24 protein-coding genes, 3 tRNA genes and 1 pseudogene are annotated in these 26,107 nt (G+C 31.6%); 8 read left to right on the top strand and 20 right to left on the bottom strand.

The window, feature by feature from the left end; genetic code table 11:
- Nucleotides 1–62: 62 nt before the first annotated feature.
- The 7 genes from rpsD to mnmA form a co-directional block, all read right to left on the bottom strand.
- Entirely contained in the window at nucleotides 63–674 is a 612-nt protein-coding gene (gene rpsD / locus STRUR_RS00295; RefSeq protein WP_006739406.1) for a 30S ribosomal protein S4, read from the bottom strand.
- Between the two features lie 276 nt (nucleotides 675–950).
- Complete coding sequence (locus STRUR_RS00290; protein ID WP_006739886.1) at nucleotides 951–1,223, bottom strand: Veg family protein; 273 nt, start codon at nucleotides 1,221–1,223, stop codon at nucleotides 951–953.
- Nucleotides 1,224–1,238: 15 nt separating this feature from the next.
- A complete protein-coding gene (dnaB, locus tag STRUR_RS00285; RefSeq protein WP_006740332.1) occupies nucleotides 1,239–2,585 on the bottom strand; it encodes a replicative DNA helicase in 1,347 nt (448 codons plus the stop codon).
- A gap of 26 nt (nucleotides 2,586–2,611) precedes the next feature.
- Nucleotides 2,612–3,064, bottom strand: coding sequence for a 50S ribosomal protein L9 (gene rplI / locus STRUR_RS00280; RefSeq protein WP_006738666.1), 453 nt, complete (start codon nucleotides 3,062–3,064; stop codon nucleotides 2,612–2,614).
- A complete protein-coding gene (locus STRUR_RS00275) occupies nucleotides 3,064–5,037 on the bottom strand; it encodes a DHH family phosphoesterase (protein ID WP_006738629.1) in 1,974 nt (657 codons plus the stop codon). The genes rplI and STRUR_RS00275 overlap by 1 nt, the downstream gene beginning before the upstream one ends.
- 83 nt (nucleotides 5,038–5,120) lie before the next feature.
- Complete coding sequence (mnmG, locus tag STRUR_RS00270; RefSeq protein WP_006739817.1) at nucleotides 5,121–7,016, bottom strand: tRNA uridine-5-carboxymethylaminomethyl(34) synthesis enzyme MnmG; 1,896 nt, start codon at nucleotides 7,014–7,016, stop codon at nucleotides 5,121–5,123.
- Between the two features lie 274 nt (nucleotides 7,017–7,290).
- Nucleotides 7,291–8,412: a tRNA 2-thiouridine(34) synthase MnmA gene (mnmA, locus tag STRUR_RS00265; RefSeq protein ID WP_006740121.1), complete on the bottom strand. Its 1,122-nt coding sequence runs from the start codon at nucleotides 8,410–8,412 to the stop codon at nucleotides 7,291–7,293.
- A 246-nt stretch (nucleotides 8,413–8,658) separates the two neighbouring features.
- Here mnmA and sdaAB point away from each other — a divergent pair, with 246 nt between their 5' ends.
- Genes sdaAB through STRUR_RS00250 form a run of 3 tightly spaced genes read left to right on the top strand, consistent with a single transcriptional unit; the run spans nucleotide 8,659 to nucleotide 10,858 of the window.
- Nucleotides 8,659–9,330, top strand: a complete 672-nt coding sequence (gene sdaAB / locus STRUR_RS00260) for an L-serine ammonia-lyase, iron-sulfur-dependent subunit beta (RefSeq protein ID WP_006738868.1) — start codon at nucleotides 8,659–8,661, stop codon at nucleotides 9,328–9,330.
- A gap of 11 nt (nucleotides 9,331–9,341) precedes the next feature.
- On the top strand, nucleotides 9,342–10,214 hold the full coding sequence (gene sdaAA / locus STRUR_RS00255) for an L-serine ammonia-lyase, iron-sulfur-dependent, subunit alpha (RefSeq protein ID WP_006739677.1): 873 nt from the start codon (nucleotides 9,342–9,344) through the stop codon (nucleotides 10,212–10,214).
- A gap of 11 nt (nucleotides 10,215–10,225) precedes the next feature.
- The gene (locus STRUR_RS00250; protein ID WP_006740127.1) at nucleotides 10,226–10,858 is read left to right on the top strand and encodes an HAD hydrolase-like protein; all 633 of its coding nucleotides are present in this window, start codon (nucleotides 10,226–10,228) and stop codon (nucleotides 10,856–10,858) included.
- A 16-nt stretch (nucleotides 10,859–10,874) separates the two neighbouring features.
- Here STRUR_RS00250 and STRUR_RS00245 read toward each other — a convergent pair whose 3' ends face one another.
- The 8 genes from STRUR_RS00245 to yfmF all read right to left on the bottom strand — a co-directional run bounded on the left by STRUR_RS00245 (nucleotide 10,875) and on the right by yfmF (nucleotide 18,248).
- The gene (locus STRUR_RS00245) at nucleotides 10,875–11,558 is read right to left on the bottom strand and encodes a transglycosylase SLT domain-containing protein (RefSeq protein WP_006740341.1); all 684 of its coding nucleotides are present in this window, start codon (nucleotides 11,556–11,558) and stop codon (nucleotides 10,875–10,877) included.
- A 158-nt stretch (nucleotides 11,559–11,716) separates the two neighbouring features.
- A complete protein-coding gene (locus STRUR_RS00240; protein WP_006739053.1) occupies nucleotides 11,717–12,511 on the bottom strand; it encodes an energy-coupling factor transporter transmembrane component T family protein in 795 nt (264 codons plus the stop codon).
- Nucleotides 12,504–13,346: an energy-coupling factor transporter ATPase gene (locus STRUR_RS00235; RefSeq protein WP_006739737.1), complete on the bottom strand. Its 843-nt coding sequence runs from the start codon at nucleotides 13,344–13,346 to the stop codon at nucleotides 12,504–12,506. The genes STRUR_RS00240 and STRUR_RS00235 overlap by 8 nt, the downstream gene beginning before the upstream one ends.
- A complete protein-coding gene (locus STRUR_RS00230; protein WP_006740338.1) occupies nucleotides 13,322–14,161 on the bottom strand; it encodes an energy-coupling factor ABC transporter ATP-binding protein in 840 nt (279 codons plus the stop codon). The genes STRUR_RS00235 and STRUR_RS00230 overlap by 25 nt, the downstream gene beginning before the upstream one ends.
- A 3-nt stretch (nucleotides 14,162–14,164) precedes the next feature.
- Nucleotides 14,165–14,722, bottom strand: a complete 558-nt coding sequence (gene pgsA / locus STRUR_RS00225) for a CDP-diacylglycerol--glycerol-3-phosphate 3-phosphatidyltransferase (RefSeq protein ID WP_006738798.1) — start codon at nucleotides 14,720–14,722, stop codon at nucleotides 14,165–14,167.
- 6 nt (nucleotides 14,723–14,728) lie between these two features.
- On the bottom strand, nucleotides 14,729–15,658 hold the full coding sequence (locus STRUR_RS00220; RefSeq protein ID WP_006738554.1) for a helix-turn-helix domain-containing protein: 930 nt from the start codon (nucleotides 15,656–15,658) through the stop codon (nucleotides 14,729–14,731).
- Between the two features lie 62 nt (nucleotides 15,659–15,720).
- The gene (yfmH, locus tag STRUR_RS00215; RefSeq protein ID WP_006739802.1) at nucleotides 15,721–17,001 is read right to left on the bottom strand and encodes an EF-P 5-aminopentanol modification-associated protein YfmH; all 1,281 of its coding nucleotides are present in this window, start codon (nucleotides 16,999–17,001) and stop codon (nucleotides 15,721–15,723) included.
- A complete protein-coding gene (gene yfmF / locus STRUR_RS00210) occupies nucleotides 16,998–18,248 on the bottom strand; it encodes an EF-P 5-aminopentanol modification-associated protein YfmF (protein ID WP_006739442.1) in 1,251 nt (416 codons plus the stop codon). Before yfmF ends, yfmH begins: the two co-directional genes overlap by 4 nt.
- A 153-nt stretch (nucleotides 18,249–18,401) precedes the next feature.
- Here yfmF and yaaA point away from each other — a divergent pair, with 153 nt between their 5' ends.
- Nucleotides 18,402–18,773 carry a S4 domain-containing protein YaaA gene (gene yaaA, locus STRUR_RS00205; protein ID WP_006738841.1) on the top strand — a complete coding sequence of 124 codons (372 nt, stop codon included), beginning with the start codon at nucleotides 18,402–18,404 and terminating at the stop codon, nucleotides 18,771–18,773.
- Nucleotides 18,774–18,775: 2 nt separating this feature from the next.
- Nucleotides 18,776–19,877, top strand: a pseudogene (gene recF, locus STRUR_RS00200) (DNA replication/repair protein RecF).
- Between the two features lie 36 nt (nucleotides 19,878–19,913).
- Here the strand turns inward: recF and dnaN are convergent.
- From dnaN to STRUR_RS00180, 4 genes are all read right to left on the bottom strand, one after another.
- The gene (gene dnaN, locus STRUR_RS00195; RefSeq protein WP_006739136.1) at nucleotides 19,914–21,050 is read right to left on the bottom strand and encodes a DNA polymerase III subunit beta; all 1,137 of its coding nucleotides are present in this window, start codon (nucleotides 21,048–21,050) and stop codon (nucleotides 19,914–19,916) included.
- Between the two features lie 155 nt (nucleotides 21,051–21,205).
- A complete protein-coding gene (gene dnaA, locus STRUR_RS00190) occupies nucleotides 21,206–22,579 on the bottom strand; it encodes a chromosomal replication initiator protein DnaA (RefSeq protein WP_006740388.1) in 1,374 nt (457 codons plus the stop codon).
- A gap of 234 nt (nucleotides 22,580–22,813) precedes the next feature.
- The gene (locus STRUR_RS00185; protein WP_006739949.1) at nucleotides 22,814–23,581 is read right to left on the bottom strand and encodes a ParB/RepB/Spo0J family partition protein; all 768 of its coding nucleotides are present in this window, start codon (nucleotides 23,579–23,581) and stop codon (nucleotides 22,814–22,816) included.
- Between the two features lie 69 nt (nucleotides 23,582–23,650).
- Nucleotides 23,651–24,904, bottom strand: coding sequence for a S1C family serine protease (locus STRUR_RS00180; protein WP_196792571.1), 1,254 nt, complete (start codon nucleotides 24,902–24,904; stop codon nucleotides 23,651–23,653).
- Nucleotides 24,905–25,085: 181 nt separating this feature from the next.
- Here STRUR_RS00180 and rlmH point away from each other — a divergent pair, with 181 nt between their 5' ends.
- Complete coding sequence (rlmH, locus tag STRUR_RS00175; RefSeq protein WP_006739842.1) at nucleotides 25,086–25,565, top strand: 23S rRNA (pseudouridine(1915)-N(3))-methyltransferase RlmH; 480 nt, start codon at nucleotides 25,086–25,088, stop codon at nucleotides 25,563–25,565.
- A gap of 26 nt (nucleotides 25,566–25,591) precedes the next feature.
- On the opposite strand, the gene STRUR_RS00170 is transcribed toward rlmH, so the two are convergent.
- Nucleotides 25,592–25,665, bottom strand: a tRNA-Arg gene (locus STRUR_RS00170).
- A gap of 214 nt (nucleotides 25,666–25,879) precedes the next feature.
- Between STRUR_RS00170 and STRUR_RS00165 the strand changes: the two genes are divergently transcribed.
- A tRNA-Glu gene (locus STRUR_RS00165) sits at nucleotides 25,880–25,951 on the top strand.
- Between the two features lie 32 nt (nucleotides 25,952–25,983).
- A tRNA-Asn gene (locus STRUR_RS00160) sits at nucleotides 25,984–26,057 on the top strand.
- Nucleotides 26,058–26,107 lie beyond the last annotated feature (50 nt).

The following is a 26,107-nucleotide window of genomic DNA, read 5'->3' as shown; positions in this document are numbered from 1 at the left end:
TCCATTAGACAAAAAAAATAAAAAGCCTATAAAATAGGCTTTTTAAGTATTCAATATGAAAATTAAAGCATTTTGTTGTAGAACTCAACGACAAGTTGTTCGTTAATTTCTGGATTAATTTCATCGCGTTCTGGAAGGCGTTTTAATGAACCTTCAAGTTTTTCTGCATCAAAAGAAACGAAAGCTGGACGTCCAATTGTAGCTTCAACAGCTTCAAGAATAGCTGGAACTTTGATTGATTTTTCACGTACTGAAATCACTTGACCAACTTCAACACGGTATGAAGGAATATCAACACGTTTTCCGTCAACTAAAATATGTCCATGATTTACAAATTGACGTGCTTGACGACGAGTAGTTGCTAAACCTAAACGATAAACAACATTATCAAGACGACGTTCTAAAAGAACCATAAAATTGAAACCAAGTGTTCCTTCTTTAACTTTTGTTGCTTGAACGAACAAGTTACGGAATTGTTTTTCACCTAAACCATATGAAAAACGTAATTTTTGTTTTTCAGCAAGTTGTAAACCATATTCTGAAAGTTTACTACGATTGTTAGGACCATGTTGTCCAGGTACGTAGTTACGACGTGCTAATTCTTTACCAGTGCCTGTAAGTGATAAACCTAGGCGACGTGATTGTTTCCATGATGGACCAGTATAACGTGACATTTAAATGTCCTCCTCTAAAATTAATTGAGGAAATAACTTTTTAAAAAATTCTGATTCGTGCAGGTGGCTTTCGCCTAAACAGCTAAGGTTACTAGAATAGATAACCACCTGTTGACGAGCTTCATATTTTTCTGCTGCTATTTCACACAAATTTCATTATAACATACCTATACAGAGGAAACAAGAGTTTAAGCATTTAAATTTTAATAATAAAGCTATTTTATACTGCTTTACAACAGTGTCAATAACTGTAAATAAAAAAGCCCAAAGGCTATTTTAATCTAGATATCGAATTAAGGTTTTTTCAGTTAAGATATCTGAATAGGTATAAGATTCTACATAAGAATTATTGATTGCACCTGGAATATCTGAACTTTCATTATACTCAACAATGAACAAAGATGGATATACTTCAGTGAGACGACCAACCTTCGTCTTTTCTCTTTTTCGACCATTTTCTAAAGTTAGTTCGACTAATTTACCTTCATGAGACTTAATATCTTCTTTTATTTTTTTCATTTTTGCGACATCAGCAAATGCATCACTCATTTTTATTCTCCAATTCTATCTTTCTTCAAACTGTGCAATCGTTGAAAATTTATTATACTCTTTTTGAAACATTAGTTTAACTGTACCACGAGCACCAGCACGATTTTTTTCTAGGATAACTTCAATAGTGTCTTCTGCTTCTTCACCTTCTTTTCGATAATAGTCATCTCTATAAAGAAAGGCAACAATATCAGCATCTTGTTCGATTGATCCAGATTCACGAATATCAGATAAGACTGGTCTTTTATCTTGCCTTTGTTCAACCCCACGTGAAAGTTGGCTTAAAGCTATAACAGGTACTTTTAATTCTTTAGCTAAAATTTTCAACTGTCTCGATATATCTGAAACTTCTTGTTGCCTATTTTCAGGTCTTGTTCCTGTTATCAACTGTAAATAGTCAATGACAATCAAGCCTAATCCACCTTCTACTTCTTGAGATAACTTACGAGCTCTTGCTCTAATTTCAGTAATTTTGATACCTGGTGTGTCATCTATATAAATTGGTGCCTCAGCAAGAGCTCCTTGTGCAATAGTAACATTATTCCAATCTTGATCCGTTAGTTGTCCTGTTCTTAGGCTATGTGAATCTACCATGCCTTCAGCAGCCAACATACGATCAACTAAACTTTCTGCTCCCATTTCAAGTGAAAAAATAGCTACAGGTCGTTTTTGCTTTGTTCCAACATTTTGTGCAATGTTTAAAACGAATGCAGTTTTACCAACAGCGGGTCTAGCTGCTAAAATAACTAATTGATCAGGGTGTAAACCTGTTGTAATCTTGTCAAGATCACGAAAACCAGTAGGTAATCCTGTCACATCAGAAGTTTGCTGTGATCTTGCTTCTAAATTTTCATAATTGACTTTTAAAACATCCGAAATTTTTCGAAAACCATTTCGATTGCTATGTTCATTTATATCAACTAAGGCTTTTTCTGCATTGGCAATAATATCTTCTGACTCAAATGAACCATCATAAGCTTGGTTTACAGTATCTGTCAATCTAGAAATGATATTTCTCAACATTGCTTTTTCAGCAACTATTTTAGCATAGTACTCAGCATTAGCACTTGTTGGTACACTATTTACCAATTCTACAATATAAGATAGTCCACCAATATTTTGTAAATCACCTTGATCATCTAAAATTGTTCTAACTGTTGTTGCATCAATAGCATCATTACGATCACTGAGGGTTATCATTGCCTTAAAAATAACCTTATGCGAATACTTATAAAAGTCTTCAGGACTAATAAATTCACGAACAGTGATTAATTTATCAGGTGCTATAAAGATTGAACCTAGGACCGACTGTTCTGCAAGTAAGTCCTGTGGTTGAACCCTTAATTCTGAAACTTCAGGCAAATCTAACACCTCCTCTACAAAAAATTTTATGCTTCGTTAACTTGAATTTTTATTTGTCCTGTAACTTCTTTATGTAATTTGACAGGAACTTCAATCTTTCCAATTGCTCTAATAGGATGATCTAACTCAATATGACGTTTATCAATCTTTATTTCATATTGAGATTGTAACTCTTCAGCAATTTTCTTAGCCGTAATAGAACCAAAGGTACGACCATCTGGTCCAACTTTTTCACTAAATTGAACTCTAGTTTCTTCTTTTTCAAGAAGTGCTTTTGTTGTTTTTGCTTCAGATAAAAGTTCTGCTTGTGCTTTTTCTTCTGATTTTTGTTTTCCTTTTAACTCACCAATTGCTTGAGATGTTGCTTCTTTAGCAAGTTTCTTTTTTAATAAAAAGTTTTGAGCGTAACCAGTTGGGACTTCTTTTATTTCACCTTTTTTTCCTTTACCTTTTACATCTGTTAAAAAGATAACTTTCATTATTCATCCTCCATTGTTTCTTTCATAGTATTTTCAATTGTAGAAATGAGTAAATCTTTTGCTTGACCTGCGGTTATGTCTTCCAATTGACAAGCTGCCAAATTGAAATGACCGCCACCTCCCATTTTTTCCATAATACGTTGTACATTTATTTTACTACGACTTCGAGCTGAAATAGCGATTTTATGTTCAGATATTCTGGCAATTACAAATGTAGCTTCGATACCTGCCATTGACAACATGGTATCAGCAGCTTTACTAGCCATAACTTTGGTGTAAATTATCTCATTATCACCTGAGGCAACAATAATGTCTTTCGTTAAACGATTTCCTCTTAAAATCAACTCATTAACTTGTCTATACTCATCAAAATCAATTGCTGAAATTGTCTGAATTTCGACACTATCACTTCCAAGTGATCTAAGATAACTAGCAACATCAAAAGTTCTACTTGTTACTCGTGTTGAAAAATTCTTTGTATCCAACATTATACCAGCCATAACTACACTGGCTTGAATTTTACTTAATTTCGTTTTTGCATTTTGAAATTGAATAAGTTCAGTGACTAATTCAGCTGCACTACTTGCTCCACTTTCAATGAATGATAATACAGCATTTTCTGGAAAATCATTATCTCTACGATGATGGTCAACAATAACAACATCAGTAAACAATCTGTAAAACTCTTCTGAGAGAGTTAATGATATTTTTGAATGGTCAACCATTACTAATAAAGATTGTGATGTTACCATACCCATAGCTTGTGCAACACTTATAAGTCTTGTTTTTCCATCTTTTTGAATACTATCAATAGCCCGTTCGATATCTGGATTCATGTCTTCAGGATTATAGACGACATAACTTTGTTCTATAACATTACTTGAGAAAAATTGCATTCCCACCGCTGAACCTAAAGCATCCATGTCGATATTACGATGTCCAACAATAAAAACTTTATCAACCATCTTAATACGGTCTGATATTGCTGACATCATAGCTCTGGTTCTTGTTCTAGACCGTTTTACTGTTGATACAGAACAACCACCAAAGTAAAGAGGTTTTTTATTATCATCATTTTCTCTGACAACAATTTGATCTCCACCACGTACTGAGGCTATATTGAGGTTTTCCAGAGCAACTTTTCCGATTTGTAAATGATTTTTGTTACCAAATGAAATACCCATACTTAAGGTTAAAGGAAATTGTTTTTCTTGAGATTCATTTCTAAATGTTTCAACAATATCAAATTTTGAATCCATTAATTCTTTTAAAATATGATAGTCAGTAAAAAAGTAAAAGCGATCTGTACTTACGCGTCGATAAAAGATAGATCTAGCACTAGCAAAATCTGAAATAAAATTGGCAATAAAACCATTAATTTGTGAAACATCTGTATCAGAATAATTATCAATAACGTCATCATAGTTATCAATTGAAATAATTACAATGACAGGTCTCAACATATTATTATCAATAATTTCACGATTTCCTACAAAGACATCAAAGAAATAGAAAATACCTGCATTGATATCAACGTAAGAAGAGTATTTATTTCCAGAAATTTGAAAGCTAGGGCTGGCTTCTCCCTTACACTTTGAATCAATGATCTCTTGTACTAATTCTGAGTTAAAATCACCAGATTCAGTTGTAAAAATCAATTCAGCATATGGATTGAACCATTCAATATCTTGAGTTTCTTGGTCAAACTGAATCACACCCACTGGCATTTTATCTAATAAATTTTTTAAACTGACTTCAGTCTGATCATTAAGAATCTCAATTTGTTCCAATTCTGAAAGTTCATAAGTTTGTTTTTGATACCATAGTAGTCCAATAACAAATAATAAGACCAGAAAAATTAAACCTAAAAGTAATGTATTTGAATGAACAACTTTTATACAAATGGCTAATAAGCCAAATAATATCATCCCCATCATAATCAGATGGATTGTTGCAAAACGAAATTTTTTCATTTAATAACCTCTTAAGCCATTATTATACCATAAAACAGCCCTAAAAATATAGAGCTGTTATCACCTTCAAAGTTACAATTTCATTACTTTTTTCTAGCCTTATTATTGCCCTCTAGATAGACCATTAAAATACTAATATCAGCTGGATTGACACCAGAGATTCGACTAGCTTGTCCAATCGTTTCAGGATTTATTTTTTTAAATTTTTGACGGGCTTCAGTTGCAATGGAATCAATTGCATCCCAATCAATATTAGATGGTATCCGTTTTTCTTCCATACGTTTCATTTTAGCAACTTGATCTAAAGCTTTATTAATATAGCCTTCATACTTAATCTCAGTTTCTAACAAATCGATGATTTTAGTATCTAAATATTCGGCTGCTGGACCAATAAAATGTGTTATGGCTTCATAATTAACTTCAGGTCTTCTCATGAATTCTTTAGCAGTCATAGCATCTGTTAAAGCTTTAAATCCCAATGCTTTCACTTTTTCATTAGTTTCTTTAACAGGTTTTATTTTTATTTTTTCAAGGCGGCTCATTTCATTATCAAATTTATTCTTTTTAATTTGATAGGTTGAGTATCTTTCATCATCAACTAAACCAACTTGACGTCCAATCTCTGTAAGTCTCATATCAGCATTATCATGTCTCAAAATAAGACGATATTCTGCGCGTGAAGTTAAAAGACGATATGGTTCTAAAGTTCCTTTTGTTACCAAGTCATCAATCATTACCCCAATATAAGCATCACTTCGTTTTAAAATGAGTTCAGGTTTTCCTTGAACCTTTAATGCTGCGTTAATACCAGCCACAATACCTTGACCAGCTGCTTCTTCATAACCAGAAGTTCCGTTTGTTTGACCTGCTGTAAAAAGTCCAGAAATAACTTTTGTTTCTAAAGTTGCTCTCAATTGATGTGGTAAAACAATATCATATTCAATAGCATATCCTGTACGCATCATTTCAGCTTTTTCAAGACCTTTTATAGAATGTAATAAATCTTTTTGTACATCTTCAGGGAGACTGGTTGATAAACCTTGCACATAAACTTCTTCAGTGTCCCTACCTTCTGGCTCTAAAAAGAGTTGATGTCTTTCTTTATCAGCAAATCTCACTATTTTATCTTCAATAGATGGACAGTATCGTGGACCTACACCTTTTACTATACCTGAAAACATTGGTGCACGATATAAGTTTTTATTGATAATATCATGACTATTAGCATTTGTATAAGTAAGCCAACATGGGATTTGGTCTTTTAAATAATCTTCATCTTTAGATAAAAATGAAAAATGGTTTGGCTTTTCATCTCCAGGCTGAATTTCTGTAAGGGTATAATCAATAGAAGAAGCTTTTACACGTGGAGGTGTTCCAGTTTTGAAGCGACCAATTTCTAAACCTAATTTTTTTAGGTTATCTGCTAAAGTAACAGAGGCTAAACTATTATTTGGTCCGGATGAATATTTTAATTCACCTAAAATAATTTCTCCTCTCAATGCTGTCCCTGTAGTTACAATAATGGCTTTAGCTGAGAATTTTTGACCTGTAGCAGTTAAAACACCAATTACTTTCCCATCTTCGACCAAAATATCATCAATCATTGATTGTCTTAATGTTAAATTTTCTTGGTTTTCAACCGTTTTTTTCATTTCTCTTGAATAAAGAGCCTTGTCAGCTTGCGCCCTTAACGCTCTAACAGCAGGTCCTTTACCAGTGTTAAGCATCTTCATTTGGATATAGGTTTTATCAATATTTTTACCCATTTCTCCACCAAGAGCATCAATTTCTCTAACAACAATACCTTTTGCAGAACCACCAATAGAAGGATTACAAGGCATAAAAGCCAACATATCAAGATTAATTGTAGCTAATAAGGTTTTACATCCCATTCGACTGGCAGCTAAACTTGCTTCGACACCAGCATGTCCAGCACCAATGACGATAACATCGTAATCTTCTGTAAATGTATGTGACATTTTTTTCTCCATATAAAAATGGACAAAGCTAAAGAAACTGTAACCTTTTGGAACAGTTTCTATGAGCTTTGACCATCATAGTTATTTCATAGTTTTATTACTTTTTATTTTAGCAAACTGTAACTAAAAGTCAACAATAATAAATTTTATTTCATTTTACAACTCTGTAAATTAAAGTAAAGTTCTTTGTAAACCTTTAATTCAAAAATTACCCTTAATTGACGATTATAAGTACCTATAATTTATAAGTTGACACTACTGTAAATTTTAAAAATTAAATATATTGACATGCTTTACCATCTTTAAAGGCCATATCAATAATCCCACCACCTAAACACTCTTCGTCTTGATAAAAGACTACAGCTTGCCCAGGTGTAATCGCACGTTGTGGTTGGTCAAACTTGACATTTGCTTTATCACCTTTTACAGTTATTGTAACTTTTGAATCAGGTTGACGATATCGGAATTTAGCTGTACATTCCATAGAAAACTCTTCAGGCATGTCTTTTGTAAAATGGATAACAGATGCGTCAAGACTTGTTGACATTAATGATTCATGATAGAAACCTTGTCCCACGTATAAAATATTTTTTGAAAGGTCTTTACCTACCACAAACCATGGTTGATTATCGCCACCATGTTGGCCACCAATACCAAGACCACCCCTTTGACCTATAGTATAATACATTAGACCAGCGTGTTCACCCATGTCACGACCATCAATTGTCATCATTCTACCTTTTTGTGCAGGTAAGTACTGACTTAAAAATTGTTTGAAATTCTTTTCTCCAATAAAACAGATACCAGTAGAGTCTTTCTTTTTAGCCGTCGCCAGTCCAGCTTTTTCAGCTATCTTTCTGACTTCTGGTTTTTGTAAATGTCCTAAAGGAAACATTGTTTTTTGGAGTTGTTCTTGTGATAATTGACTTAAGAAATAAGTCTGATCTTTCCCATTATCTGCTCCACGTAACATATGAACAGTCCCATCAGAGTCTTTTTTTACTTGTGCATAGTGACCAGTGGCAACATAGACGGCTCCTAATGACATCGCATAATCTAAAAAGGCTTTAAATTTTATTTCTTTATTGCACATGACATCAGGATTTGGAGTTCTTCCTGCTCTATATTCAGCAAGAAAATATTCAAAAACTCTATCCCAATATTCTTTTTCAAAATTTACAGAATAATAAGGTATCCCAATTTGATCAGCTACTGCTGCGACATCTTTATAATCTTCTGTAGCTGTACAGACCCCAAATTCATCTGTATCATCCCAGTTTTTCATAAAGACACCTACAACGTCGTAGCCTTGTTCTTTAAGTAAAAGCGCAGTAACGGATGAATCAACTCCACCGCTCATGCCTACCACAACTCTTGTTTTTGAATTGTCATTCATAGCATTTTCTCCCATCAAAGTTTAGATACAAAAATAGATATTTTTGTTCAATTAGAAAAGTCGATTTGAAGGTCGATTTTCATATTTTCAAAAGTCGATTTGAAGGTCGATTTCGAAGACGCCTAATGGCGCACAGATTATTATAGCAATAATCTAATTTAATGCCAAGAACTAATCTCTTAAATACTCGCAAAGTTTAATATTTTTTTGTTATAATGAAACCATAATACGATAGTGGAGAAAGATATGAACACACTCAAATTTCAATCAGTTTTTGATATTATTGGGCCAGTTATGATAGGTCCCTCAAGTAGTCACACTGCAGGTGCTGTTAGAATTGGTAAGGTAGTACACTCTATTTTTGGAGAAGTTCCAGAAGAAGTTACTTTCAGTTTATACAATTCTTTTGCAAAAACCTATCGTGGTCATGGTACTGATAAAGCTCTCGTAGCAGGCATAATGGGTATGGATACTGATAATCCTGAAATTAAAAATGCCCTAGAAATTGCTCATCAAAGAGGAATCAGAATTTATTGGGATGTCTTAAAAGATAGTAATGCACCACATCCAAATACTGCTAAAATCACTGTCAAAAAAGGTGAAAAGACAATGAGTATTACTGGTGTATCTATTGGTGGTGGTAATATTCAAGTTACAGAGTTAAATGGTTTTTCAATTTCATTAAGTATGAATACCCCAACCTTAATCATTGTTCACCAAGATATTCCTGGCATGATTGCAAAAGTAACAGATATTCTTCAAGATAATAATATTAATATCGCACAAATGAATGTTACCAGAGAAAGTGCTGGTGAAAAAGCAATTATGATTATTGAAATTGATTCTAGAGACTGTCAAGATGCTGTCAATCAAATTTCAAAAATTCCTTATTTACATAATGTTAATTTTTTTGATTAGAAAGGAATAAGATGTTTTATTCTGTTAAAGAACTTGTAGAACAAGCTGAACAATTTCATAATGGAAGTATTTCTGAATTAATGATTGCAACTGAAATTGAAATGACAGGGCGATCTAGAGAAGAAATTATTTTTATTATGTCTCGAAATTTAGAAGTAATGAAACAATCTGTTGTCAACGGATTGTCAACTGAAAAATCTATTAGTGGATTAACTGGTGGTGATGCTGTCAAGATGGATAATTATATAAAAAAAGGTAACACTCTATCTGATACTACCATTCTAACTGCTGTTAGAAATGCAATGGCTGTAAATGAATTAAATGCAAAAATGGGACTTGTTTGTGCTACTCCAACAGCAGGAAGTGCTGGTTGTCTTCCTGCCGTCTTGTCAACTGCTATTGAAAAATTAAATCTAACAGAAGAAGAACAGTTAAATTTTCTCTTTACAGCTGGTGCCTTCGGTTTAGTCATTGGAAATAATGCTTCTATTTCTGGTGCTGAAGGTGGTTGTCAAGCAGAGGTTGGATCTGCATCAGCTATGAGTGCTGCTGCTTTAGTAATGGCAGCAGGTGGTACAGCATTTCAAGCAAGTCAAGCTGTCGCTTTTGTAATTAAAAATATGCTTGGTCTAATCTGTGATCCTGTTGCAGGTTTAGTAGAAGTACCATGTGTTAAAAGAAATGCTTTAGGATCTAGTTTTGCAATGATAGCTGCTGACATGGCCTTATCAGGTATATTATCTCAAATACCAGTTGACGAAGTTATTGACGCAATGTATCAAGTAGGTTCTGCTTTACCAACGGTATTCCGTGAAACTGCAGAAGGTGGACTAGCTGCAACTCCAACAGGTCGTCAATTAAGTAAACAAATCTTTGGAGAATAATTTAGTAATTTATGAAAAATATATTATTTGATCTTGATGGTACGTTGGTAGATTCCAGTAAGGGAATTATTGAATCCTTTCAATATGCATTTAATTCACTTTCTTATCCTCAACCATCAATAGAAATTATCAGAACTTATATCGGTCCTCCATTAGAAACAACATTTCAAAATTACTTCACAGAAAGTAAAGACCTTGATGATGCTATTTTGGCTTTTCGTGATAATTATAAAAAAAGTGGTGTGCATCAAGTTTCACTTTATGAAGGTGTTAAAACAAGTCTTCGTGAATTATCAATGAAAGGTTATTCACTATATGTGACAACAAGTAAATTTCAACCAATGGCATATCAAATGTTGGAAAATTTACAAATTGCTGATTATTTTGATGGTATCTATGGGTCTATTAATAATCGATTTCACAAAGTTGATGTTATAAATGCTTGTTTAGAAGAAAATCAATTAAAAAAAGAAAGTACAGTAATAATTGGAGATACTAAATTTGATATGATTGGAGGCAATGATGCCAATATTCATACAATAGGAGTTACATGGGGATTTGGTTCCCAAACAGACCTTTTAAATGCTGGAGCTGAGAAAATTTGTCATCATCCGAAAGACATAGAAAAAAGCCTGATTTATTAATCAAGCTTTTTTTATTTTAATAACCCCAAGCTGATAAACCTTGAGCATTGTAAGCTTTAACAGCGGCATTAATTTGATCTTGAACTGTTGCTGTTGAACCCCAACCTGGCATTGTTTGGAAAAGACCTGAAGCACCAGAAGCATTTGCAGCATTTGGATTACCATTTGATTCACGAGCGATAATTTGTTCCCAAGTTGCTTGAGAAACACCAGTAGCAGCAGCCATTTGAGCTGCGGCAGAACTACCAACTCGACCAGCTGTATTACCATTTGATAAGACAACACCATTAGAAGCTGTATTTGTTGTAGCGACTTGAGTATTTGTATAATTTTGTTGTGTCGTAGCAACAGTTTCAGTAGCTACTGGTTGAGTTTGTTCAGTAGAAGCGACAACTTCTTGATTTTCAGATGTAGCCTCAACTTCACTTGATAAAGTTGGTTGACTTGAAGAAGTTGAACTAGTTGAAGTTGAAGTAGAACTTGCTGTTGAACTTACCTTTACAGCTGAAATTGTTGAAGCTGCTGATTTTTTTGTAACTTTAGTAACTTTTTTATCTGTTTTATTAGAAAATGATTCTGTTGTTACACTTTTACTTGAAAAAGCAAAAACAACTGCAATTACTGCAATAAGTGTTGCAAGTAAACCAAAGCTAATATAACTTGATTTGAAGTTTATTTCTTTTAATTTTTTAAATAACATATTAATAATATACCTCTTTCGTTATTCCAGTCTATATCATATAATTTAATTATTACTTAGATATTTAAGATATATTAAAAATGTTACAAATGTATTGAAATCTAAACAAAAAAGGGTTACTTTCCTTAGAAAATTAGGAATAATAACTCTTTTTTATATTATGTTTTTAAAAAGTATAGAATAAACGCAGTCAATAACATAATAATTATAACTATTGTATCTTTATTAGACCATCTCAACTGTCTATATTTACTTCTACCATCTCCACCTTGATAACCCCTAGCTTCCATTGCAATAGCTAGTGCATCAGCTCTTTTAAAGCTAGAAGCAAACAAAGGAATTAAGATAGGAATAATAGATTTTACTTTTTGTACTATATTTCCCTCTCCAAAATCAACACCACGTGCTCTTTGTGCATTCATTATTCTAGTTGTATCATCCATTAAAGTTGGTACAAAACGTAAACTTAAAGAAAGCATTAATCCAATTTCATGAGCTGTAACTTTAAATATCTCTAATGGTTTTAAAAGTGACTCCACAGAATCTGCTAAACTTAAAGGTGTTGTTGTAAGTGTCAATAAAGTTGAAAAGAAAATAATTAAAATAAACCTCATGAAGATAAGTAAAGATTGACTTAAACCAAATGTAGAAATTCTAATAATCCAGAATTGAAATAGAATCTCCCCGCCTTGTGTAAAAAACATTTGAAACATGGTTGTAAATAAGATAATACCAATCATAGGTTTTAAACCATTTAAAAAGAAACTTATTTTTACTTTAGAAAGAAGGACTATTGCAAGTGTAAATACTAGTATAATAAGATTCGTAACAAGATTATTAGCCCAAAAAATAATAATAATGTAGATAAACATTGCTAATAATTTACTTCTTGGATCCAGACGATGAATAATAGAATCACCAGGAATATACCTACCAAGTATTAATTTATCCATTTGCAATCACCTCTGAAAATTCTTCAATTGTAATTGGCAATGAATCCAATTGTAAACCTCTTTTTACTAAATGTTGAGCAAATTTAGTAATTTTTGGGACACCTAGTTGTTTTTTTTCTAATGTTGATAGTTCTTGAAAAACATCTTTAGGGAAACCAGACATAACTATCCGTCCAGACTCTAAAACATAAACAAAATCAGCAAAATTAGCAACGTCATCCATTAAATGGGTAACAAGAACTATAGTCATCCCATCTTGATGAAGTTTATGAAATAAAGACATTAATTCTTTCCTACCCTTTGGATCCAATCCAGCAGTTGGTTCGTCCAATACCAATACTTTTGGATTCATAGCTAAAATGCCTGCAATAGCTACTCTTCTCATCTGACCACCAGATAGTTCAAAGGGATTTTTTTCAAATAAATCTTCAGAAATTCCAACTAAAGCTAATTTTTCTTTTGCAATTTTTTCAGAATCCTCTTTTGAAATACCAAAATTTTGTGGCCCAAAAGCAACATCTTTTAGGATAGTTTCTTCAAATAATTGGCTTTCTGGAAATTGGAATACTAAGCCAACTTTTTGTCTTACAGATTTGATATCCTTATTTTTAGCATTAGGTTCAATAACTATATCATCTACTTTGACTGTTCCTTCTGTTGGAATATGTAGACCATTTAATAGTTGCATAATTGTTGATTTTCCTGAACCAGTATGTCCAATAAATGCAGTATAAGAGCCATCTTTTATCTCAAGGTTAATGTCAAAAAGGGCACGCCCTTCAAAAGGTGTCCCTAATTGATATGTATAATTTACGCCTTGAAGAGTAATTCCCATAACTTATTTTCTAGTTCCTTTTCTGTAAGATAAGTTTGATTGATTTTAATGTCTTTTGATTTTAATGATTGAATAACAGTTGAAGTAAATGGTATATCTAATCCCAAGGTGAGTAACTCATTTCCCCTATTGAATAATTGTTCAGGAGTAGAACTTGATTCTATTTGACCATTTTTCATAACAATAACACGATCACTCAATGCAACTTCATCTAAATCATGAGTGATTGAGATAACAGTCATGTCATATTGTTCACGGATAGATTGTATTGTTTTTATTAATTCTAATCTACCTTCAGGATCTAACATACTTGTCGATTCGTCTAAGATGATAATTTTAGGTCTCATAGCAACTGCTCCAGCAATAGCAACCCTCTGCTTTTGACCTCCAGATAAGCGTGCTGGTTCTCTTGTCAAAAAAGAAGTCATTCCCACAAGATCAAGTGACTGCATTACACGTTGTTTCATCTCACTGTACGATAATCCCTTGTTTTCTAAACCAAAAGCAACATCATCCTCAACAGTAGCACCAACAAATTGATTATCAGGATTTTGAAAAACCATACCAATCTTCTGACGAATTTCCCAAACATTCTCTTCAGTTAAATGTTGACTATCTACAATGATATCTCCTGATTGAGCTTCTAATAAGCCATCAATGAGTCTAACAGTTGTAGATTTACCAGATCCATTATGCCCAATTATTGATAACCATTCTCCTTGTTTCACGTGAAACGATAAATTTTCAAGAGTATAGTTTTCTTGATTCTCTTCGTATTTAAAATAGATATTTTTTAATTCAATGATAGAAGTCATAGGCTATTTGAAGGTATCTTTAAACAAGAAACCTGCTCCTTTAAAGTAATCATAACCTGAGTATAGTGTAAAGAATAAAGCTATATACAAGAAAATATTACCAAGAATAATCCAATGACATAAAAGAAAAATAATTGAAAACATTTGTGTAGCTGTTTTAATTTTTCCAGGCATTGCTGCTGCCAAAACAGTTCCACCAGTTTCAACCAATAAAAGTCGTAAACCTGTAACTGCTAATTCTCTACAAATAATGACGGCAACAACCCAAGCTGGTGCAAGATTTAAACCAACCAACATGATAAAAGCACTCATTACAAGCATTTTATCTGCCAATGGATCAGCAAATTTACCAAAATTTGTAACAACATGCCATTTTCTTGCTAAATAACCATCTAAATAGTCAGTTAAACTTGCAATAGCAAATACAATAGCAGCAACAATATGCCAAATGATACTAGTTGAAATAGAAGATAATATTAAAAATACAGGAATTAAGATAATACGACCAACAGTTAAGAGATTGGGAATATTTTCTTTTTTACTAAAATCAATTTTAAACATTAATGTTTACTCACCTTTCTGAAAATTGAGTGTTATATAAGTAAGATCAGTACTTTGTAAAGCTGACAAATCTAACTCTTGACCATTGACTTTTACAGACACACCTTTCGTAATACCAAGAGTGATGACAACTGACTGTATATCAGTAGCAAGAGTTGTTTTATAACTAGGATTAGTCTGAGATAATAACATCCCTCCTTGAACAATATCTGTATTTGAAATAGAAATCCAACTACTTTCAGCATCTGTCAAAGAAACTTCTATCTCAGCTTGATCTTGTTTATTAGTTACTGTTGCTGTCAATTGACTTCCAGTTTCATCAACACTTGTCCCACTAAAAATACTAGTAGGTTGAGACTGACTACTTGATTGAGTTACTTTCTTACTAGAACTAGAATGACTTAATTGTGATTGACTTGAATGAAGACCACTTTGATGCCAAATGAGAAAAAAAACACCACATAAAATAAAAACTGCTAGACAAGAAATAACATATATTGGCCACCTTGAAATGGCATCAACTTTTTGTCTTTTGTGTCGTGATTTTCCTTTTGTCAAAACCTTTTTCTCACTAGTTTGATTACTAAAATCAGAAACGACAATTGAAGGTTTCACTTCGTAAGTGGGATTTGTTTTCCGTCTTGTACTTAGTTTTTCCTCAACCATCTTTGTTACAGATGAACTTGGATTTTCTTCTTCCAGAGATTGTTGAAGATCATACAATTTCATAATTGATTGAAAATCAATACCGACCATTTGCCCATAAAGAGCAAAATAGTGATTTAGTTTATCTTCTGGAACAATTTTGAATTGATCTAATTCAATTGCTAGAAGATAATGAGAAGATATTCCCGTCTCTTTCTCAAGATCATCTAAGCTTATGCGATTACGAATACGTGCTTCACGTAAAATTTGACCTAAACTTTTTTCTTTCATCTCTTATCCCTTTTTTAAAATAATACATTAGTTATTATATCAAATTACTAGTTAATTTTCGATTATTTTGGGAAGACCGTAAAGTCTGAAGAATCAGCTTCAGTAAAATATTCTTCTCCAATATTAATAATCATATCAAATGTTAATTCTCTAATATATTTTGGAATATCAAAATAATGTTCCTCATCAGAAAGATAATTAACAAATTGATTAGCTAATTGCTCAACGGAATCAAAACTTCTTAAAAAGTCACCATACATTTCTCTTTTTACCGTTTTTAAGTGTTCTTCTGATAAATCTGATGATTCTTTAAATAACTTTATTTTTTTATGAATACTACTTGATAACGCAATTGGTTCCATTGTATCTGAACTAATAATAATAAATTGAAATTCTTTTTGAATTTCTATCTCAATATCAAATGAATCGTCAATTTTTTTATCTTGGTACCATTCCTGATAGGTCTTTGAAGTCCAACCAAATAACATTGCAAATAGTAATCTTAAGGCAATTTTATTTTTCAATGGTGTTTTTAGATTGTGATTTTTTATTTGACGATAACCAACCATTAATTTTGGCATAGCAACATCCATTTGAATTGTTCTTGAAGTTATTACTGGATGGTACTCAATATTTCTCTCAATTTTTAATTTTTGTTTATTTTCTGCTAGTTGTTTTTGATACTGTGTAACTTCATGATAATAAATCATTGGATCAATATCACCAACTAAAACTAAAGTTAAATTGCTTGGGTGATAATAACGTTGATGAGCAAACTCTAAATTATTTTGATCAATGATTGATATAGTCTGTTTTGTTCCAGCAATATCAACTGACAAAATACTATCAGGAAATAAATTTGACAAAATTCCTTGATAGGCTTGATAATCAGCATCGTCTTGATACATATCAATTTCTTGCGTTATAATATCTCTTTCACGATTAATAGATTTTGGTGTAAAGTAAGTGTCAACCATCATTCGTTGCAATAATTTTAAGTTTTTTGAAAAATGATTAGCACTTGAAAAGTAATAACTTGTCCGATCAAAAGTTGTATAAGCATTACTTTCAGCTCCATTTTCTGTAAATAAGATTGATAAATCACCTGAATATTTATCTTCAAATAATTTATGTTCTAAAAAATGTGCTATTCCTTCAGGCAGTTCATTTGTATTTTGTTCACTTGTCAATTTACTGTCAAGTGAACCAAATGATACTGTCATTATTGCTGTCTTTTCAACATAATTCTCTTTAGGAATAATATATAAAGTCAAACCATTTTTAAGTTTTGCTGTGTAAAGTGTTTCATCAATTTCTTCAAAATAATAGTTTTGTAAAGTCATTCATCTTCACTTTCTAAACTGTAAACTACTTGTAATTTTAATAAATTTGCCACGCGCATAACATCAATTTTACATATGTTGTCAATCTTGTCAATCCAAGTTGACAAAGTATTTGAATGTGGTAAATAAGATTCATTATAAGCTAAATCAATCAATACTTTAGGTTGATCTTCTGCTAAAAGAGCATTTGTAATTAACATTTGCTTTGTTTTTTTTAAGATATCTGCAGAAAAGCGTCCCATTCTTAAATCATTAATTTCTTTAGAAATTAACTGAACCATTTTTGAACGATTTTTGATATCTATTCCAGCATAGATATCAAGTAAACCTGTGTAAATATCAAAACGACTACCAATAGAATAAGCTAATCCTTCTTTTTCTCTGACATTTGTAAATAATTTTGAATGAGAAAAAGAACCTAAGATACCATTCAAGACAATCAAGGAAAAATGTTCTTTACTTCCATAGATGATTGGATGATGATAGGCTAATTGAATAATAGATTGATTAATGTCTTTTTTCTCGATGATTTGATTAACGATATTAGAAACTTCTTGTTGGTAAAAAAAATGTAAATCCTTTTTTCTAGGTTCAAATGGAAATTGATGAAATAACTGTAAAGTTCTATACTCATCAAACTCACCTAGTACAAAAATATCAATTCTATCTTCTCTTAATATTTTTTGAAATTCTTGATAAACAGTAAATGCATTTTCAAGCTGTACAAGATCTGATTTACTATATTTTGACACTTTTAGTGATTCATTATAATAAAAATATTTTTTTAAAGCTAAACTACTATAATAAAAAGAGTCTTCTTTATCTGCATCAAGATAATTTATTAAATTTGTTTTTTCAACATCAAAAAATTTAGGTTGATATTGGGCAACTGATAGAAGTGGTGCAAATAGCATACTTTTTAGAAATAAAATGATCTCATCTAATATTTTTTCACCAGATAATGTGTATTTATCTCTTAAAAAAGTGATATCAATGTCAATCATATGGACTAATCCTTTTGTTGACACTGATGTTGACAAACTTGCACCGTACAAATTAGATAATTTTTCCCTAAACAGTTGAGCTGTTGGGTAATCTGCATTTGCAGTTTCTAAAATTTGAGCAATTAGAACTCTTCGAGAAATCGTTTTTTTACTATATTCTCCAGAAAACCGAAAAGTAATATGATTTGTTTTATATTTATTAGATTTTATAAGATGCAGTTGAACACCGTCTACAATTTTCATAAACAATCCTAACTATATTTGCTAAAATCGATTATACCATTTTTAGTAATATAAAGGGATTGATATGCAAAAAACATATCATTTTAATGATTCCATTTTAAGTTGTTTTTAAAATTATGCTATAATGACTTGAATTATAATTTGGAGAATCATATGAAATATAAGTTATTTGATGAATACATTACATTACAATCTTTATTAAAAGAACTTGGTATTATCCAAAGTGGTGGTGCTATAAAATCTTATCTTGCAGAAAATACTGTTCTTTTTAATGGAGAAGATGAAAAACGTCGTGGTAAAAAAATAAGAATTGGTGATGAAATCTTTCTAACTAAAAATCAAACTACAATAGATATTGTTGAACCTACTCAAGAAGAAAAACATGTCCATCTAGAAGATATCAAAGAAAAAGAAAGAGTTACAAAATTAGTTAAAACACTTAATCAAGAAAATAAAAATAATAGATCTTCTAAGAAAACTAAAACTAAAAATTCAAAAAAACCTGTCAGATTTCCAGGAATATAGTTATGTGGATTAAAGAATTATCACTAAAAAATTATCGGAATTATAAAGAAAGTTTAGCAACATTTTCACCTGGTCTTAACATCTTTATTGGAGAAAATGCACAGGGAAAAACAAATTTCTTAGAAGCTATATATTTTTTATCATTAACACGTAGTCACAGAACTCGTTCAGATAAAGATTTAATTTATTTTAAAGAAAAACAAGTTTCTCTATCTGGAAAAATAGAACGTCAAAATGGTTCTTTGAGTCTAGAGATACAACTTTCTGATAAAGGACGTATTACAAAGGTGAATCATCTCAAACAAGCTCGCTTATCAGATTATATAGGACATATGACTGTTGTTTTGTTTGCACCAGAAGATTTGCAACTCATAAAAGGGGCACCAAGTCTCAGACGTAAATTTTTAGATATTGACTTAGGTCAAATAAAACCGGTGTATTTATCTGATTTAACCCAGTACAATCATGTTTTAAAACAACGTAATGCTTATCTTAAATCTAATGAAAAAATCGACAATACATTCTTAGATGTATTAGATGAACAGTTGGTTGAATTTGGAAGTCGTGTCATGACTCATCGACTAGATTTTATTCAAAAGTTAGAAGAACAAGCTAATAGACATCATCAATTAATTTCAAATCAACTTGAAAAGATCACTATTGATTATCATAGTTCCGTTCATTTTACAGACAAAAATGACATTAAAACAGAATTCTTACAACAATTACAACAGAAAAGATCAAGAGATATCTTCAAAAAATACTGGTGTTGGTCCTCATAGAGATGATTTAATTTTTTATATTAATCATATAAATGCTGATTTTGGGAGTCAAGGACAACACCGTAGTGTCATTTTATCACTAAAACTTGCTGAAATTTCACTTATCAAAGAAGCTACAGGCGATAATCCAATATTGTTACTTGACGATGTCATGAGTGAATTGGATAATCATCGACAAACCAAGTTACTTGAAGCAATTATCGAAGAACATGTCCAAACATTTATTACAACAACAAGTTTAAGTCATTTAAATGACTTACCAGATGACATAAAACTTTTTCATGTTAAAAAAGGAATTATGACATTAGATGACAAAAAATAAAAAAGAGAATCAAAGATTCTCTTTTTTATTTTTATCTTAATTCGTTCTTACAGGTGTAATAAGTTGAATAAAGTTTTCGCTTTCTTCACCTGGAGTCAAGGTAAATGGTCTAACTGGTGAAAGAAAATGGATACGAACGGTTTCACTTTTTAGTGCTTTTAGTGATTCAATCAAATAGGTTGGATTAAAACTAATAGTTAAATCTGTTCCAGATTGACTAACAACGTCAATTTCTTCATTTACTTTACCAACTTCTGGTGAATTAACATGAGCTGAAACTACATCTGAAGTGATTTCCAATTTTACAGTACCATTTTGAGTAGCATTTGAAATAAGATGTGCACGTTCCATAGCATAACGGAGTTCACTTGTATTGAAAACAACTTCTGTCTCAAATTGATCTGTTAACAAACGGTCAGTATCAGGATAATTACCTTCCAAAAGACGTGTATAGAAGCTAATATTTTCACTTCTAAAGAGGATTTGGCTTGCGGAGAAGAAAACCTCTACTGTTTCAATATCTTCTGAGAATACAGATGAAAATTCACGAAGAGATTTACTTGGAACAACTACATCAAAATTATTTGCTTTATGTTCTAGCTGTATTTTACGTTGACTCATCCGATGAGAGTCAGTTGCAACAGCTTTAAAATCACTATTTTCTGTTAAGACAAGATGAACACCAGTTAAGATTGGACGACTTTCTTGTAAACTTGCAGCAAATGCTGTTTCTGCAATGATTGTCTTTAATAATTTTGTTTCAAGAATAAGTGGATCAGTAGTTGTTACTTCTTGAAGTCTAGGGTATTGATCAATGTCTTTTCCTTTTAGAGTAATTTCTGATTTACCACTTACTAGTAAAACTTGATGTTGTTCAATTTCTTTGAAGTCAAGAGTATGGTCAGGTAAGCTTGAAACAATATTAATAAAGAAATTAGCTTCTAGTAGAATTGAACCTGTTGATGTGATTAATAAGCCTGCATTTTCATTTGAAACTGGAATAGTATTTTCAATAGAGATTTGCCCGTTTGAACCAGTTAATGTAATGCTAGAAGTTGTTACTTCGATTTTTATTGTAGAGAGTATAGGAATAGCATTCTTACTACTAATAGCTCTTTTAGTTGCATTTAATGCTTGAAGAAAAAGTGCTTTATTAATTGAGAAATGTATCATGGGAACTCCTTTATTTTATAAGTATAATATTTAGTAGTAGTAGTAGGTCTTGTGGATAAGGTGGAAAAGTAACTTTGTTTTATATGGTATAAGGATCAAGACTTGTTCACAAGTTGTGGATAAGTTTTATTAAAAATTTCTTTTTTCCACAGGGTTTAACGAATCTTATTTTTTATGGTTTCAATTTCAATTCTTAAACTATCATCTTGAGCTATCATATTTTTGATTTTATTATATGCGTGAAGTACAGTTGAATGATCTCTTCCACCAAATTCTTTACCAATTTTAGGAAGACTATTATCGGTTAGTTCACGAGAGAGATACATAGCAACTTGCCTAGCTAAAACAATGTCTTGGGTTCTTTTCGTCGCCTTTATTTCTTTCACGGTGACACCATAAAATTTTCCAACTTGTGTTTGGATATCTTCAATAGGAATAACAGTGATTTTAGGACTATCTTGTTTTCTTGCTCTGATTGCTTCAGCTGCAACATCTACTGTTATAGTATCTATTTGTTTAATATTAGCAACTAAGCTGATATCTTTTAAAGCACCCTCTAAGTCTCTAACGTTACTATCAAATTGACCTGCTAAGTATTCTATTGTATCTTGAGAAAAATCAAAATTATATTCCTGAATTTTATTGGTTAAAATGGCAATTCTGGTTTCATAATCAGGAGGTGTTATATTAACAGTTAATCCCCATTTGAAACGTGTCACTAATCTTGCTTCTAAATCATTTAATTGATCAGGAGTTCTATCTGACGTCAGTACAATTTGTTTGTTGTTATTGTGAAGAGCATTAAAGGTATTAAAAAACTCTTCTTGCGTACCAGATAAGGTTTTTTTAGCTAGAGATTGAATATCGTCTATTAACAATAAATCAAGGTTTCTAAATTTATCTTTGAGTTCATCCATTGTGTCAAGACGGATATGGATAACAAATTCATTGATAAAGTTTTCTGCAGTGATATATTTGATACGAGCATGAGGATTTTCAAGTAAAACTGAGTTACCAATAGCATTTAAAAGATGGGTTTTCCCAAGTCCAGGGCCTCCCCAAATAAATAAGGGATTGTATGTTGTTCCTGGTGTATTTGCTACAGCAATAGAAGCTGCAACTGCCCATTTGTTTTCATCACCTTGTATAAAATTATCAAAACTATATTTTGGATTTAAATCTGTCTGAATTACTGGTAAGATTTGTGTTTGTTGCTGTGTAGTAGGTTGAAGTGTTGCATTAGAATCGTTATTTGATGTATTAGAATTTAAAGAAGAGAGATCTTCTTCAAATACATAATCTACTGAGATTTCTGCATTAAAAACTTCAAATCCAGCAGTTAGAATAACAGTTCTAAGATTTTTCTCCCAAAACAATTCTTTCATATTGTCTAAGTAGATAGTAGCTACTTGATTTTCTACTTTTATCAGACGAGCATCTAAAACAAAGAATTCATATGTAGCTTGTGTTAATTGACCTTGAGCAAGCTCTAAAATTCTATTCCAAAAAATGCGTTCATTTTCAGTCATGTTTTTGCCCTTCTTGTGGATAATGATAGACATATTCTAACATAAATAGGAAATGTTTTCCATCAAATTGGAAAGAAAACAAAAAGATTTCCACAAGCTGTGGATGACGTATTCACATTGTGAGCTAAACTTATCCACAACTTGTGGATAAGAGAAAAAACCTTTATTTTTAGGCTCTAAAGCTAAATGTAATCTGTGGAAATAAATGTTTTTGAAAAAAAAGAAATCAACAAGTTATTTTAACTTGTTGATAATTCTGTTTAATTCTTCCATATTTGAAAATGTTAAGGTTAATTTACCATTACCTTTTTGATGACAAATTAATTTACTTGAAATACCTAATGATTGAGAAATTTCTTTTTCGATTGATTTGACAAAGATGGATTCAGTTTGTTTTGGTTTCTTATTACCTGGTTTTAATGCCTTTTCAAGAGAACGAACACTTAATGAATCATTGATAATTTTATGGTGCCAATAAGCTTGTTGTTTACGATCTTCAATAGCAAGAAGAGCACGCGCGTGACCTGTACTAATCTCACCTTTTTCAAGACTATCCCTAAGTTCTTTTGGTAAATTAAGAAGACGGATTATATTAGTAATGTACGGCCTTGATTTTCCCATATAAGTTGCTAATTCATCATGAGTCATTTGATTTTTTTCAATCAAATTTTGGTAAGCAAGTGCTTCTTCAATTGAGTTGAGATTTTCTCGTTGTAAATTTTCAATAATAGCCTGTTTCATACTTTCTTGATTTGAAATAGGCTTTATAATAGCGGGAATATCAGAAAAACCAGCTAATTGAGAAGCTTTAAGTCGTCTTTCACCAGCTATCAATTCATAACCAAAGACATCAGATTTTCTGACGATAATAGGTTGAATAAGTCCATTTTCTTTAATAGAATTTGATAATTCTAAAAGCTCTTTTTCATTAAAGATTTGACGTGGCTGGTAAGGATTTGGAACGATATCTTTTATCGCAATTGTTTTTAATGTTTCAGTCATAAAATCTCTCATAAACATACATAAAACAGCTATTACTCAATAGCTGTTTTATGACAATCAAGCCTAATTTTAAGGATTAGTTTGTTCTTTACTTGATAAGTCTTTAGTTGTCTTTGTTAATTTAATTTCAACAGTTTTCTTTTCAGATTTACGATAGAAAGTAACTTTGATGGTGTCATTAATACTATGACCATAAAGAACACTTTGCAAATCACTAGTTGATGAAACAGATTCACCATCAATAGCAGTAATAACATCATATTGTTTAAGTTTTCCATCGGCAGGCATTCCTGATTGAGTTGATGCAACAACAATACCATTTGTGACACTACTTGGAATATTCAATTGACTTAAAGCACTAGTTGAAAGATCACTTAGACTAGCCATTGAAATACCTAAAGCTGGACGCGTCACTTCACCATTCTTTTCAAGTTGATTAATGATCTTCACGACATCATTAGATGGAATGGCAAATCCCATACCTTCGACACTATCACCACTTGAAGTTGATGAAGTTGATGAAATTTTACTTGAATTAATACCGATAACTTGACCTTCAATATTAATAAGTGGTCCACCAGAATTACCAGGATTAATAGCAGCATCGGTTTGAATAGCATTAGTAGAAACTGTTTCACCAGATTCATTTTTAAGCGTGACAGTACGACTTAAACTTGAAACAATACCTTCTGTAACTGAATTTGCATATTCTGTTCCTAAAGGACTACCAATAGCAATAGCTCTTTCACCAACATTTAATTTTGTTGAATTAGCAAATTCTGCAACGGATTTCACTTTGGATGAAGAAATTTTTACGACAGCTATATCAGAATAAGTATCAGAACCAACGAGCTTACCAACAACTTTACTGCCATCAGCTAGTTGAATCTCAATGCGATCTGCTCCATCGATAACGTGGTTATTGGTTACTAAATAAGCTGAGTTACCATCCTTTTTATAAATAACTCCTGAACCTTCGCTATAAATTGACATTTCGTTATCATTTGAATTGGAATTAGAATCAGAATTACCAAAGAATTGACTATAAGCGTTGTCAGTACTGGATTGTTTTTTATAATTAATAACAGATACAACAGCATTCTGAACTTTTTTAACTGCCTTGGTTGTATTTGTTGTATTTTCGTAAGCAACTTTACTTGTTGTTACATTTCCTTTACTTGTAATTGAATTTGATGAGGAATTAAGTGTAAAAGTTGCAATCATTCCACCTACAAAACCTGCTATTATTAAAATAAGTAATTTTAATAATGTTTTCGAACCTGATTTAAATTTATTCAAGCCTTTCCTACCTCCATGAGTCATTTTTGTTAGAATAGAAAACTTGGCTTAATTATACCTTAAAAATTTTTAAAAATAAAGTTTCCACAACCTGTGGAAAACTATTTTAAAATAGTTAAAGATACAATAGTATCAAAGGAAAAGTCAGGTATTTTTATATAAAAGGGTGTGGATAAAATGTGTATAGCTATGCTAAAATAGCAATATGAAAATAAAATTAATTGCAGTTGGTAAACTGAAAGAGAAGTATTTAAAAGAAGGTATAGCAGAATATCAAAAAAGGCTTAGTCGTTTTACAAAAACTGAAATAATTGAATTACCAGACGAAAAAACACCAGATAATGCTAGCCAAGCTGAGAATAAGGCTATTCTAAATAAAGAAGGAAATCGTATTCTTTCAAAAATTTCAGAAAGGGAATTTGTTATTGCTTTAGCAATTGAGGGAACACAATTTCCATCAGAAGTGTTTAGTCAAAAAATAGAAACAATAACCTTGAATGGTTATTCAGATATTACTTTTATAATAGGTGGAAGTCTAGGTTTGTCACCAGAAGTAAAAAAAAGAGCTCAATTTTTGATGAGTTTTGGTCAATTAACTTTACCACATCAATTAATGAGACTAGTATTAATAGAACAAATATACCGTGCTTTTATGATTCAACAAGGAAGTCCTTATCATAAATAAAAAAACCTACCAATTGGTAGGTTTTTTGATCCCAGCAGGATTCGAACCTGCGACCGTTCGCTTAGAAGGCGAATGCTCTATCCAGCTGAGCTATGAGACCATCAACTTTAATTATTTTAACAAAAAATAAAGAAATATGCAATATATATTATGTTATAAAAAATAAGAATAGAAAAGCAATAAAAATTAAAAAAAACACTCAAAACTAAAATTTTATGCTAAAAAGTGAATAAAAAAGTAAAAAATAGCTAGACAAAGTTATACAATCTGATATAATAATAAGAGTGTTAAGGAAATACTTTCCATTACTTCTAGGTCCGTTGGTCAAGGGGTTAAGACACCGCCTTTTCACGGCGGTAACACGGGTTCGAATCCCGTACGGACTATTATAATTGCTGATGAGCAATTTTTTTCTTTTTCCGGCATAGCTCAGTTGGTAGTAGCGCATGACTGTTAATCATGATGTCGTAGGTTCGAGTCCTACTGCCGGAGTGATAAGACAAATTTCCTAGGTTTCTGGGATTTTTTAATTGAAAAAGCTT

Origin of the sequence: Streptococcus urinalis 2285-97 (assembly GCF_000188055.2) — a bacterium.
GTDB classification, from domain to species: domain Bacteria; phylum Bacillota; class Bacilli; order Lactobacillales; family Streptococcaceae; genus Streptococcus; species Streptococcus urinalis.
This window is presented reverse-complemented; position numbering and strand designations above follow the sequence as displayed.